Origin of the sequence: Nocardia aurea (genome assembly GCF_003123685.1) — a bacterium.
Classification (GTDB): Bacteria; Actinomycetota; Actinomycetes; order Mycobacteriales; family Mycobacteriaceae; genus Nocardia; species Nocardia aurea.
The window spans coordinates 73,480-86,066 of the sequence record NZ_QCYJ01000099.1; the positions used below are offsets into that span (position 1 = coordinate 73,480).

10 protein-coding genes are annotated in these 12,587 nt (G+C 68.8%); 6 read left to right on the top strand and 4 right to left on the bottom strand.

What is annotated here, in order from left to right:
• Positions 1–132 precede the first annotated feature (132 nt).
• From crtI to DAT37_RS19715, 3 genes are all read left to right on the top strand, one after another.
• A complete protein-coding gene (crtI, locus tag DAT37_RS19705) occupies positions 133–1,695 on the top strand; it encodes a phytoene desaturase family protein (RefSeq protein WP_109526397.1) in 1,563 nt (520 codons plus the stop codon).
• Between the two features lie 85 nt (positions 1,696–1,780).
• Positions 1,781–3,463 (top strand): alpha-(1->6)-mannopyranosyltransferase A, encoded by a 1,683-nt coding sequence (locus DAT37_RS19710; RefSeq protein WP_109526273.1) that lies wholly within the window; start codon positions 1,781–1,783, stop codon positions 3,461–3,463.
• A complete protein-coding gene (locus tag DAT37_RS19715; RefSeq protein WP_109526274.1) occupies positions 3,460–4,605 on the top strand; it encodes a phytoene/squalene synthase family protein in 1,146 nt (381 codons plus the stop codon). The genes DAT37_RS19710 and DAT37_RS19715 overlap by 4 nt, the downstream gene beginning before the upstream one ends.
• On the opposite strand, the gene DAT37_RS19720 is transcribed toward DAT37_RS19715, so the two are convergent.
• Positions 4,577–4,945 (bottom strand): Rv2175c family DNA-binding protein, encoded by a 369-nt coding sequence (locus DAT37_RS19720; RefSeq protein WP_109526275.1) that lies wholly within the window; start codon positions 4,943–4,945, stop codon positions 4,577–4,579. The genes DAT37_RS19715 and DAT37_RS19720 overlap by 29 nt on opposite strands.
• 215 nt (positions 4,946–5,160) lie before the next feature.
• Between DAT37_RS19720 and pknB the strand changes: the two genes are divergently transcribed.
• Positions 5,161–7,128, top strand: a complete 1,968-nt coding sequence (pknB, locus tag DAT37_RS19725) for a Stk1 family PASTA domain-containing Ser/Thr kinase (RefSeq protein WP_198654357.1) — start codon at positions 5,161–5,163, stop codon at positions 7,126–7,128.
• A gap of 132 nt (positions 7,129–7,260) precedes the next feature.
• On the opposite strand, the gene DAT37_RS19730 is transcribed toward pknB, so the two are convergent.
• Together DAT37_RS19730 and DAT37_RS19735 are read right to left on the bottom strand one after the other, a co-directional pair.
• Positions 7,261–7,893 (bottom strand): VOC family protein, encoded by a 633-nt coding sequence (locus DAT37_RS19730; RefSeq protein WP_109526398.1) that lies wholly within the window; start codon positions 7,891–7,893, stop codon positions 7,261–7,263.
• Positions 7,894–8,026: 133 nt separating this feature from the next.
• Entirely contained in the window at positions 8,027–8,953 is a 927-nt protein-coding gene (locus DAT37_RS19735; RefSeq protein ID WP_109526277.1) for a LysR family transcriptional regulator, read from the bottom strand.
• Between the two features lie 133 nt (positions 8,954–9,086).
• On the opposite strand from DAT37_RS19735, the gene DAT37_RS19740 reads away from it, so the two are divergent.
• On the top strand, positions 9,087–10,352 hold the full coding sequence (locus DAT37_RS19740; RefSeq protein ID WP_109526278.1) for an MFS transporter: 1,266 nt from the start codon (positions 9,087–9,089) through the stop codon (positions 10,350–10,352).
• A gap of 108 nt (positions 10,353–10,460) precedes the next feature.
• On the opposite strand, the gene DAT37_RS19745 is transcribed toward DAT37_RS19740, so the two are convergent.
• Complete coding sequence (locus DAT37_RS19745; protein ID WP_109526399.1) at positions 10,461–11,849, bottom strand: class II 3-deoxy-7-phosphoheptulonate synthase; 1,389 nt, start codon at positions 11,847–11,849, stop codon at positions 10,461–10,463.
• A 185-nt stretch (positions 11,850–12,034) separates the two neighbouring features.
• Here DAT37_RS19745 and DAT37_RS19750 point away from each other — a divergent pair, with 185 nt between their 5' ends.
• Positions 12,035–12,523 carry a polyadenylate-specific 3'-exoribonuclease AS gene (locus tag DAT37_RS19750; RefSeq protein ID WP_109526279.1) on the top strand — a complete coding sequence of 163 codons (489 nt, stop codon included), beginning with the start codon at positions 12,035–12,037 and terminating at the stop codon, positions 12,521–12,523.
• The last annotated feature ends 64 nt before the right edge of the window (positions 12,524–12,587 follow it).

The following is a 12,587-nucleotide window of genomic DNA, read 5'->3' on the forward strand; positions in this document are numbered from 1 at the left end:
GCGCCGAACGGGCGCGCACAGCGCGGCCCACGAGGAAACCGATGACCCGACGGGCGTACAGGCATGTCCCCGTCCGGTCACGGCGGCAACGGTGTATTCGAAGTGCGCCGCGCAGGTATCGAGGAGAATCCGATGAAGACGGTCCCTGGACCGACCGAGCACGTGGTCGTGGTCGGCGCGGGACTGTCCGGGTTGGCCGCGGCACTGTATCTGCGCGGCGCCGGACGCACCGTCACCCTGCTCGAACAGGCCGACCACCCCGGCGGCCGGGTCGGGCGCTACACCGGTCCGGATTACGAAATCGACTCCGGCGCAACGGTTCTGACCCTGCCTGAACTCATCGACGACGCGCTGGCGGCGGTGGGGCACACCAGGGACACCTGCACGCCGCCGTTGCGCATCGACCTGCTCGCGCCGAGCTATCACGCGCGCTTCGCCGACGATTCGACCATCCGCGTCTTCGCCGACCCCGACCGGATGGCCGAGGAGGTCGAGCGGACCTGCGGGCCGCGCGAGGCACGCGGCTACCGGCGGTTGCGCGACTGGCTCGGCCGGATCTATCGCGCCGAGTTCACCGAATTCATGGACACCAACTTCGATTCGCCCCTGGACATGATCCGGCGACCGGAGAAACGGGCCGCGCTGCTCGAACTCGTCCGCCTGGGCGGCTTCGGCAGGCTCGGTCCGCGCGTCGGCCGATTCCTGCGCGATCCACGACTGGCCCGCCTGTTCACCTTCCAGGCCCTCTACGCGGGGATGGCGCCCGCCGAGGCCCTCGCGGTCTACGGCGCGATCCCGCATATGGACACCTCCCTCGGCGTGTACTTCCCGCGCGGCGGCATGCGTGCCGTCGCGGCCGCCATGGCCGACGCCTTCACCTCGGCGGGCGGCACATTGCGGCTGAACACCGAGGTCGTCGGACTCGAATACGAAGACCGCAGGGCCGAGCGGGTGCGACTCGCCGACGGCAGCGCGCTGCCCTGCGACGCGGTGGTCCTCACCGCCGATCTCGGCGTCATCGAACGATTCGGGCTCCGGCGGCGCCGGGGTCTGCGCGCCGCGCCGTCGGCAGTCGTGGCTCACGGGACCGTTCCCGCCTCGGTCGCCGCGACCTGGCCGGTGCGAGCCCACCACACCATCGAGTTCGGGGCCGCCTGGGACCGCACCTTCGCCGAGATCGCGGCCGGACGCGGGAAGGGCGCGACGATGAGTGATCCGTCACTGCTGTTGACCCGCCCCGCCCTCACCGACCCGGCGCTGTACATCGAGCGCGAGGACGGACGGCACGAACCGTTCTCCCTGCTCGCCCCGTGCCCGAATCTGGTGTCCGCGCCGCTGGACTGGGATCGGCTCGGCGCTCCGTATCTGCGCGAACTGCTCGGCGTCCTGGAAGCGCGCGGCTACCGGGGGATCGCCACGCATTTCACCGTCGACCATCTGGACACCCCGAAGACCTGGCGCGACAAGGGGATGATCGCGGGCACACCCTTCTCGGCCGCGCATCTGTTCCGGCAGACCGGACCATTTCGGACCCGTAATTTTCCGACGTCCGGCGACAATGTGGTTATCGCCGGTTGCGGCACCACACCCGGTGTCGGGGTGCCCACCGCACTGCTGTCCGGGAAACTCGCGGCAAACCGGATGGCCGGTGCCACGATTCCACTCGGGATGAAACCCCACGCACCAGCGGGATAGTGTTCCCGACGAACCATTAAACTGATCGCCGACCTAATTCGCTCGCGGTTGCGACCGCCGACCTGACCGGGGGGACCGACACCATATGCCACCCCCGGATACCCGCGCCCCCGAAAGCCCGGCAGGTTCGCGCGACACCGCTTCGCAGCCCGAATCCGCCGTACGCGCCGCCACGCTGCGCGCACGCGTGCAGACCTACACCGATTTCGTCCGGAGTCCGGAGGGCCACTCGGCGCTGCTGGGTCTCTTCGGCGCGGTGATGATCACCTTCGGCGGCTTCGGCGCGGGCAGCGTCCGCAAACGCGATCCGCTGCTGGAGGCGATGCACCTGTCGTGGCTGCGCTTCGGCCACGGCTACGCCCTCTCGACCATGGTGATCTGGGTCGGCGTACTGCTGATGATCACCGCGTGGGTTCGCCTCGGGCGCACCACCATCGGACTCGGCGACCGTCCGGGCGCGGGGGTGACCCTGAACGAGTTGCGGGCGATCGTCGGCATCTGGATCTTCCCGCTGCTGTTCGCGGTGCCCATGTTCAGCCGCGACGCCTACTCCTATCTGGCGCAGGGCGCGCTGCTGCGCGACGGTTTCGATCCCTACCGGGTCGGCCCCGTCGCCAATCCCGGCGTGCTGCTGGACAATGTCAGCCCGGTCTGGACCACCACCACCGCGCCCTACGGCCCGGTCTTCCTGCTGCTCGGCCGGGCCATCACCGCCATCACCGGCGACAACGTGATCGCGGGCACCATCGCGCTGCGACTGGTCATGCTGCCCGGACTTGCGCTGATGATGTGGGCGGTGCCGTATCTGACCAAACATCTGGGCGGCAAGCCGACGGTCGCGCTGTGGCTGGCCGTGCTCAACCCCCTGGTGCTGATCCACCTGATCGGCGGCGTCCACAACGAGATGCTGATGGTCGGACTGATGTGCGCCGGGATCGCGCTGGTGCTGGAACGTCACCACGTGGCGGGCATCGTCGTGGTCGCGATCGGCGTCGCCATCAAGGCGACGGCGGGGATCGCGCTGCCCTTCCTGGTGTGGATCTGGATGTTGCACGAGAAGGAACGCCGCGCCGCCCAGCGCGCCGGACTCGATCCGTCGCAGGTCACCGATTCCGAACACGACGACGCGGCCCGCCCGTCCCAGGACAACCCCAATCCGGCCCTGATGTTCGCCAAGATCGCCGGACTCGGACTCGGCGTCTTCGCCGTGGTGTTCGTCGCCGCCTCGGCCATCGCCGGTGTCGGGATCGGCTGGCTGACGGCGCTGTCGGGTTCGAAGAAGATCATCAACTGGCTGTCGCTGCCGACGATCATGGCGCACGCCGTCACCTGGGTGACCCCGTTCAACACCGATCCGGTGCTGGTGATCACCCGGGCGCTGTGCGCGCTCGCCCTGGTCGCGGTGCTGGTGGCGACCTGGTGGCGATTCCGGCACAGCGAACGCGAGGCGGTGCTCGGCATCCTGATCGCCTTCGTCGCGATCGTCATCCTCTCCCCCGCCGCGCTGCCCTGGTACTACTCGTGGCCGCTCGCGCTGGCCGCCGGTTTCGCGCTGTCGACGACGACCCTGATGGTGCTCGTCGGCTTGTGCGCGTGGCTGATGCTGGTATTCCAGCCGGACGGCTCGATCGGGCTCTACAGCTTCTGGCACGTCGCCGCCGCGACCTTCGCCGCCGTGGTCGCCGCGTCGTCACTGCGCAAGGTCGACCCGTTGCGGCTGCGCGCCGCTCCCCCCGCAGAACTGCCGACAGCACCCGCCCGAACATGACCGCGGCCCTGGCTTCCGGGGCAACGATCGGCGGATCGTCGGATGCGGCTTCCGCGTTGGCCGACGCCTACGAACTCTGCGGGCGGATCGCGGCCGAACACGGACGCACCTACCATCTCGCGACCCGCCTGCTCGGTCCTTCGCGGCGTTCGGCCGTGCACGCGCTCTACGCTTTCGCGCGCATGGTCGACGATATCGTCGACGTCGACAAGGCTTCCGGCGGTGCGCTATCCGCGGATCGGGAGCCCAGGTCGGGCGCGGACCCGGAGGCAGCGGCGGACGCGACCGAGCAACTCGACGCGATCGAGCGGCAGCTGTGGGCGAGCGTCGAGCGCCACGGGCCCGGCCCGATCGGCAGCACCGGGATCCACGTCCGGACCGGCGACGGCGCGCAGACGGGCGTCGTGACATCCGGGGCATCGCCGCCGACGCGGACCGAGCTCGCGGGTGTCGGTCACCGCGACCAGGTGCTGCTCGCGGTGACCGACACCATTCACCGCTACGACATCGCACCCGCGCATTTCCGCGTATTCCTCGCGTCCATGCGCATGGACATCCCCGGTACCTCGCAATTCCGCGACCACTACCCGACCATGGACGACCTGCGCGAATACATGCGCGGCTCGGCGGCGGCGATCGGGCTGCAACTGCTGCCCGTACTCGGCACGGTGGTTCCGGTCGAAGCGGCCGAACCTGCGGCGGCGGCACTCGGCGAGGCCTTCCAGCTCACCAACTTCCTGCGCGATGTCGCGGAGGATCTCGATCGCGGGCGGCTGTACCTGCCCGCCGACGAACTCGCCGCGTTCGGCGTCGACCGCGCACTGCTCGCGCACTGCCGCGACACCGGCCGCACCGACCCGAGGGTGCGCCGCGCGCTGTCGCACCTGATCGCGATCAACCGCGACATCTACCGGCGCGCGAATCCCGGCATCGACCTGCTCGATCCCCGCGTGCGCCCCGCGATCCGCACCGCGAGCACCCTCTACGCGGGCATTCTCGACCGCGTCGAATCCGGCGGCTACGACATCTTCCGGACCCGCGCGGCGGTCCCACGCCGCGTGCGGTTGCGGGTCGCGGCAGCCGAATTCGCGGCATCGGCCGTGCGCGAACGCCTCAGAACGGCTCGGCGGCCGCTCGCCTGATGACTTCGCGGGCCAGCGGTCCGTGCAGGGCGTCGACCGGTTTGCCGGGCAGCGTGTCGTCGTCGGTGAAGATCCAGCGCAGGATCTCCTCGTCGGAGTACTTGCCGTCCTTCATCACGGTGATCAGGCCGGGCAGGAATCGCGTGACATTGCCGTCCGCGTCGAAGAAACGCTCGGGAACCCCGGCGACGCCGTCACGACGGACAGCGAGCAACTGGTGGTCACGCAACATCTGATGTACCCGTGTCACCACGATTCCGAGTCGGTCCGCCACTTCGGGCAGGGGCAACAGGGGTACCGACTCGGGAAGAACATCCTCGCTGCAGGGAAATGCGCTCACCGGGTAAACGGTAGACCGTCGCCCGCGCGCGCCGTGAGACACCCGGGGGCAACCCGGCGTGCGCGGGTCGACGGAGAAACGCAGACGGCCGATCGAAGACACCGCCGGGTCGGGCACCTGATCCCGGTTACGATCGTGGTGCCGCACCGGGCGGCGGTTCGCTTGTCGCGTACTCGGCGAGGGGTGAGAACTTTGTGAAAGCCGGAGGACATCACTTGATCGGGCAGATGCTGGAAGGGCGCTACCGGATTGACGCGCCGATCGCGCGTGGCGGCATGTCCATGGTCTTCCGCGGGGTCGACACGCGACTGGATCGCCCGGTCGCCATCAAGGTGATGGATCCCAAATTCGCCTCCGATCCGCAGTTCCTGTCCCGGTTCGAATTCGAGGCCCGCGCGGTGGCCAAACTCAAGCACCCGTCCTTGGTCGCGGTGTACGACCAGGGCGTCGACGGCGACTACCCGTTCCTGATCATGGAACTGGTCGAAGGCGGCACGCTGCGCGAACTGCTGCGCGAACGCGGCCCGATGCCGCCGCACGCGGTGCGCGCGGTCGCCGATCCGGTGCTCGCGGCGATCGGCGTGGCCCACGCGGCCGGTCTCGTGCACCGCGACATCAAACCGGAGAACGTGCTGATCTCCGACGCGGGCGAGGTGAAGATCGCCGACTTCGGGCTGGTGCGCGCGGTGGCCGCGGCGAACACCACCTCGGCGAGCGTCATCCTCGGCACGGCGGCGTACCTGTCCCCGGAACAGGTCACCTCGGGCACCGCCGATTCCCGCAGCGACGTCTACTCGTTCGGCATCCTGATCTTCGAATTGCTCACCGGCCGTGTGCCGTTCACCGGCGACACCTCACTTTCGGTGGCCTACCAGCGCATCGAGAACGACGTGCCGAGTCCGAGCACCTTCATCTCGGGTGTGCCGCCGGAATTCGACGAACTGGTCGCCCGGGCCACCGCCCGCGAACCCGCGCACCGTTTCGCCGACGCAAATCAGATGGTGTCCGAACTGCGCGCCGTCGCCGCCGCGTTGCGGTTGCCGCCCTACCGGGTGCCCGCGCCACAGGAATCGGCCGAACATCTGAGTGCCGGATTCGCCTCGGTGGCCGATCTCGACCCGCGCCAGGCCCCCGCGCCGCGCCCGGCGATGGAATCACACGACGCGCAGCACACCAAGGTCGTGACGACCCAGCGTCCGCGCGTGCCGGATTACGGTCCGCCCGACGACTACGATCCGCGCGCCCAGGATCGTCAGCGCGCCGATATGCGCCAGCCCGCGCCGTACCAGAACTACGCGCCCGACCGGAAACGTTCCCGAACGACCCTGGTGTGGGTGGCCGTTGTCGCCGTGCTGACCCTGATCGTCGGCGTCGGCGGCTGGTGGCTCGGCGTCGGCCGCTACGAGTCGGTGCCGCCCATCGCGGGCCTCACCAGCGACAAGGCCACCGCCACATTGCAGGACGCCGGATTCGTGACCGAGATCAGGCAGAAGGCCTCCGACACCATCCCGGTCGGCGGCGTGGTCGGCAGCGACCCGTCCGCCGGTTCCAAGGTGACCAAGGGATCCACCGTCGCGGTGCTGGTCTCCAGCGGTAAACCCGCCGTCCCCGCGGTCACGCCGGGCGACGATGTGAAGAAGGTCAACCAGCTGATCCGTGACGCCGGACTACTGCCGATCGACGCGGGCGAGACCGGCAGTAGCGCGCCGAAAGGCACTGTCGCGCGGGTCGATCCCGGTCCGGGCACCGTGCTGCCGATGGGCGGGCAGGTCAAGGTCTACCGCAGTAGCGGCGCGCAGCCGGTGAAGGTGCCCGATGTCCGGGGCAAGACCACCGAAGAGGCGATCGAAGCGCTCGGCAAAGCCGGGATCAAGGTGAGCGAGACCAGGACCGAATACGACAAGGGCATCGACGCCGACCAGGTCATCGGTACCGATCCGGCCGCGGGGAGTACCGTCGGCAACGGCGAGGGCGTGGCCCTGATCGTCTCCAACGCGGTGAAGGTGCCGTTCCTGGTCAGCCAGAATGTGGGTTCGGCGCGCGCGAAGTTGGAAGCTCTCGGCCTGAACGTCCAGGTCCAGCAGTTGACGCCGTCCGACAGTTCGGTGGTGATCGGGCAGAGTCCCGGCGCGGGCAGCAAGGTGACTCCCGGCAGCACCGTCACCCTGACCGCGCTGCCCTGACGCGGCGTCCGAGGTCACTTCCGGACCTCGGGCTGTCCGATGAACTCGACGCCGAACGCGTGATTTCCGTGGGACGCACAGCGGGTCGCCCGGCGGCACGCGATCGGTGGCGCGCGAATCTCCAGCCGCGCTTCAGGCGCCGGCGGCTTCCCAAACGAACCCGTCCGGATCGGTGAACGCACCCGCGCCACCGGTGAACGCCATCCGATGCGAACCGGAACCCTCCGCCGCCACACCGGCGTCCTTGGCCGCGGCGCGGCGACCGTACAACGCCAGTTTCACCGCCGACGGCGCGGTATCGAATTCCACGTACTTGCTCCCGAAACTCTTGCCGACCCGCAGCCCCTTGTCGACGTAGAACCGCTTGGTGGCCTTCACGTTCTCCACCCCGAGCAACACCACGAAATCCTGGATCTCGCGTGTGAAAGGACCGGTGTCCTTCTTCGCCGAGGTCGCGATCTTCCAGATCGCGCCGTCGGGAGCCTGCACCACCCCGCCGTACCCCCAGAAGCTCTTCTTGGCGGGCGCGAGCACCGACGCGCCCGCTTCCACGGCGGAGCCGATGAGACAGTCCACCGTCCCCGGCTGCGCCACCACCAGCGACAGGATGTACCCCCGGAACCCGGACGTGGCGGCCGCGGACTCACGCACCCGCAACCGGTCCCCGAGCCCGAAGGCGGCTTCGTAGAATGCGGCAGCCGCCGCGGGATCCTCGACCTCGAGAACGACGGCATCGATAACGCTCTGATCAGCAATGATGTTCATACCGATCACGTTAATTCGCACCGGGCCACCCGCGCTTCTCGATTCCTGACCGTTCTCCGGTTCCCTGATGAACCACTTCGACCGCGGTGTCGACGCGACGAACGAGAGTCGGAGCATCGACGCGGAGCAGGTCTCAGCGGGCCCAGTCGGGTACCCAGATGTCGTCGCGGGCGTTCGCCGCGTATCTCGCCCGGAGGTACGCGAGGAAATCGGCGAGGATCGGGTGGGGGTTGTCGGCGCGCCAGATCACCGACAGGGGGTAGACGGGTATCGGGTCGACGATCGGGATGCGGCGCAGGTCATAGCTTTCCGGCCAGAGGTAGCGCGAACCCTCGCCCAGGAAGGTGGCCAGGCGGGGTGAATCGGCGAGTTCGGCGAGCAGGGGTTCGACGCCGAAACTCGGGCCGATGGTATCGATGGTGAGTCCGAACGTCGACGCGAGATCCTCGTAGTAGCCGATCGGCTCGCTGTCGGACATGCCGGGCATCCAGATGGGGTAGTCGACGAGTTCGGCGGGTGTCACGGTCGGGGCGTCGGCCAGTGGATGGTGCGGTCCCACCAGCAGGTTGTGACGGTCGTCGATGGCGCGCGCCGCACGCAGACCGTCCGGTGCCTTGCCCGCGCGCAGGGATCGGAAGGTGGCGTCGATGGTGCCCGCGCTCACCTCCGCCAGCGCCTGCTCCGCCTCGAGGTGGGTGAGGGTGACGACATCGAGTTCGATACCGGGATGTTGCTGGTAGAAGGAGTGCAGGACACCGGCGGTCACGATCCTGCGGCTGACGACGTCGATCCGGAGGGCCCTGCGGCCCGGGGTCACCGCGGCCCGCACCCGTTCGGCGGCACGCAGGAGTTCACGCGCGTGCGGCAACAGCGCCTGCCCGTCGACGGTGGGCTGCGCGCCGCGCGCGGTGCGTGCGAACAGGCGGACGCCGAGTTCGCGCTCCAGACCCGCGATGCGTTTCGACACCGCTTGCTGGGTGATCCGCAGGTCGTCCGCGGCGGCCTGGAACTGGCCGGTCTCCACGACCGCGACGAAGGTGCGAACAGCGTCCAGATCCACGAGGCCGAACCTACCCCCACAACGAGAAGTTGTGACACGCAACCCATTCCGTTGTTGGCGCCGACGTCCACCGACCGGCTTCAATCACTCGGACAACGCGGTGTTGTCGCAGTGATGAGCGAAAGGTCGGGATATGTGGCGCAAGGGGGCCTCGGGCGGGGCGTTCGGGTGGTTGTGGACCGCCTACGCGGTCAGCGCCTACGGGACCGGGCTCGGGTTCGGCGCGTTCTCGATCGTCGCCATCGAGGTCCTGGGCGCGGGCCCGGCCCGGGTGGCCGCGCTGTCCGCCTCCGGGCTCGCGATCGGGGCGCTGCTGGCCATCCCGCTCGGACCGTTGATCGAGTTCCGCGCGAAACGGCCGATCATGATCACCGCGGACCTGGTCCGTTTCGCGGCGCTGGCGTCGATCCCGTTCGCCTACCTCCTCGAGATGTTGTCGTTCACGCAGCTTCTGGTGGTCGCCGTGATCACCGCGACGGCGAAGATCGCGTTCACCGCGGCCAGTGGCGCGTACCTGAAGACCGTCGTCCCCGACGACCGGCTTCTGGTCGCCACCAGCCGTTTCGAGTCGACCACGTGGTCGGCGACGATCATCGGACCGCCGCTGGGCGGTGCCGCCATCGGACTGTTCGGACCCGCGATCACCGTCCTGGTCGACGGCGTGAGTTACCTGCTGTCGGCGCTGGCCGTCACCGCGATTCGGGAACCCGAGCCGCGTCCCACCCCGAAACCCACCGCGACGAGGTGGCACGACATCGTCGAAGGGTGGCGCTACATCCTCGCCCATCCGACCCTGCGGCCGCTGTTCTTCAACACCGTGCTGGTCAACGGCCTGATCATGGCCACGGAACCGCTCCTGGCCGTTCTCATGCTCTCCCACATGGGGTTTCCGGCGTGGCAGTACGGTCTGGCGTTCGCCGTTCCCTGTGTCGGCGGACTGATCGGATCGCGGCTCGCCCGCCGCGTCGTGTCCCGCTACGGCGATCGGCGGGTGTTACGAGGTTTCGGCGCTCTGCGGGTCGGCTGGCCGATCGGACTGGTCTTCGTCCAGCCCGGCCCCGTCGGCCTCCTGATCGTGATGGCCACCCAGTTCGGCCTGATCGTGTGCGCGAGCATTTTCACCCCGGCCGTCGGCGCCTACCGGCTGCGCAACACCGACGACAGCCGCCGCGCCAGGGTACTCACCGTGTGGACGATCACCGGCAGCCTGAGCACCGCACTGATCACCGTGACGTGGGGGCTACTGGCCGGCTACATCGGACCCCGCGCCGCCATCGCCGCCGCCGGAATCCTGCTCCTCGCCACGCCCTTCCTTCTTCCGAAACGGGTGAGCACGCGGGCGGACGGACTTTCGGTTCCCGAACAATCTCCCCTTCGAGCCCGCACCACAGCCCCGTGAGCCGAGCCGGCGCACCACCGCACGCCGAGGATCTCGTGCCGTCGATCGCCCGCACCGGACGTGATCTCGGCGGCGCCGACTACTCGACGCCGCCGTTCCCGATCGGATTCAGCGCAGCATTTCCGCGACGAGGAAGGCCAGTTCCAGCGACTGCTGGGTGTTCAGGCGCGGATCGCAGGCGGTCTCGTAGCGACCGCTCAGGTCCAGATCGGAGATGTCCTGCGCGCCGCCGAGGCATTCGGTGACGTTCTCGCCGGTCAGCTCGATGTGCAGGCCGCCGGGATGGGTGCCCAGGGCGTGGTGCACCTCGAAGAAGCCCTGTACCTCGTCGACGATGCGGTCGAAGTGACGGGTCTTGTAGCCGGTCGACGCCTCGTGGGTGTTGCCGTGCATGGGGTCGCACTGCCAGATCACCTGGTGGCCGGTGGCCTGCACCTTCTCGATGATGGGCGGCAGCACCTCGCGGACCTTCGAATTGCCCATGCGGGACACGATGGTCAGACGGCCGGGCTCGTTGTTCGGGTCGAGCCGCTCGACGTATTCGACGGCCTGGTCCGGTGTGGTGGTCGGGCCGATCTTGAGCCCGATCGGGTTGGCGAGCAGTTCGGCCAGCGCGATATGGGCGCCGTCGAGCTGACGGGTGCGTTCACCGATCCACAGGAAATGCGCGGACAGGTCGTAGAGCAGCGGCTCGCCGGTCGCCGGGTCCTCACCGAGGCGCAGCATCGCGCGCTCGTAGTCGAGCACGAGCGCCTCGTGGCTGGCGTAGATCCGCGCGGATTGCAGGCTCGGGTCGTTGACCCGGCACGCGGTCATGAAGGCCAGGCCGCGGTCGATCTCCTCGGCCAGGGCCTCGTACCGTGCGCCCGCGGGCGACTGTGAGACGAAATCGCGATTCCAGTCGTGCACCTTGTGCAGGTCGGCCATGCCCGCGCTGGTCAGCGCGCGCACCAGATTCATCGCGGCGCTCGCGTTGGCGTAGGCGCGCACCAGCCGCGAGGGATCGTGTTCGCGCAGTGCCGCGTCGGGATGCAGCGAGTTCACCATGTCGCCGCGGTAGGACTTGAGACCGAGGGCGTCGGTGTCCGAGGATCGCGGTTTCGCGTACTGGCCCGCGATCCGCGCGACCTTCACCACCGGAAGGCTGGCGCCGTAGGTCAGCACCACCGCCATCTGGAGCAGGGTCCGGATATTGCCCCGGATATGCGGCTCGGTGTTGTCGGCGAAGGTTTCGGCGCAGTCGCCGCCCTGCATGAGGAACGCCTCGCCCCTGGCCACCTCGGCCAGCCGCTCGCGCAGCTCGACGACCTCGGCGGGCATGCAGATGGGTGGCACGCTCTCGAGCACGGTGCGCATGTTCGCGGCCTGCTCAGGATCCCACGACGGCTGCTGAAGGGCGGGTCTGGCAAGCGCGGCGTCCAGGCGCCTGCGCAGCTCCGCGGGCAGCGGCGGCAGTTCCGGCAAGCGATCGATGGGTACGTCGACGGTCCAGTTCACTTCTTCAGAATACGGACCGATCAGTCCCGCGAATACCCGGAGGTAGGGGTCGAATCGATACCACCGAGTGTTCGAATCCGCACCCCGGGAGCCCTTGCGCGCGCTCCGCCCGCCGTCCCGCATAGGGTTGGGCACCGGCACCATGTCCCCTACCGGACCAGATCATCGAGGAGAGGTCGATCTCGCTGAGATATTTCTATGACTGCGAGTTCATCGAGGACGGCGTGGTGATCGACCTGGTGTCGATCGGCGTCGTCTGCGAGGACGGACGCGAGTACTACGCGGTTTCCACCGAATTCGATCCCGCCAAAGCGGGCCCGTGGGTGCGCAAGTACGTGCTGCCGCAGCTGCCGCCCCCCGCTTCACCGCTGTGGCGCAGCCGCGAACAGATCCGTACGGACCTCTACCGGTTCCTCGTCCCGCGCCCCACCGTGCAGCCCGAACTGTGGGCCTGGGTCAGCGCCTACGACCACGTCGCCCTGTGTCAGCTGTGGGGTTCGATGGTCGACCTGCCCAACACCCTGCCCCGCTACACCAACGAACTGCGCCAGCACTGGGAGTTCCACGGCAGGCCGGAACTGCCCCCGGTACCGCCCGACGCCCACGACGCCCTCGCCGACGCCCGGCACAACTTCGCCAAATTCGAGGCGATCGAGGCCGCCCGCCGCCGCTGACCCCGTCGACGGGAGAGGCCCCCGAGTCGATTCGACTCGGGGGCCTCTCACATATCGGACCGGC

Bases quoted from the DNA above. Each gene is read 5' to 3' on its own strand.
- crtI (WP_109526397.1), top strand. From the start codon at position 133: ATGAAGACGGTCCCTGGACCGACCGAGCACGTGGTCGTGGTCGGCGCG.
- DAT37_RS19715 (WP_109526274.1), top strand. From the start codon at position 3,460: ATGACCGCGGCCCTGGCTTCCGGGGCAACGATCGGCGGATCGTCGGAT.
- DAT37_RS19730 (WP_109526398.1), bottom strand. From the start codon at position 7,893: ATGAACATCATTGCTGATCAGAGCGTTATCGATGCCGTCGTTCTCGAG.
- DAT37_RS19740 (WP_109526278.1), top strand. From the start codon at position 9,087: ATGTGGCGCAAGGGGGCCTCGGGCGGGGCGTTCGGGTGGTTGTGGACC.
- DAT37_RS19710 (WP_109526273.1), top strand. From the start codon at position 1,781: ATGCCACCCCCGGATACCCGCGCCCCCGAAAGCCCGGCAGGTTCGCGC.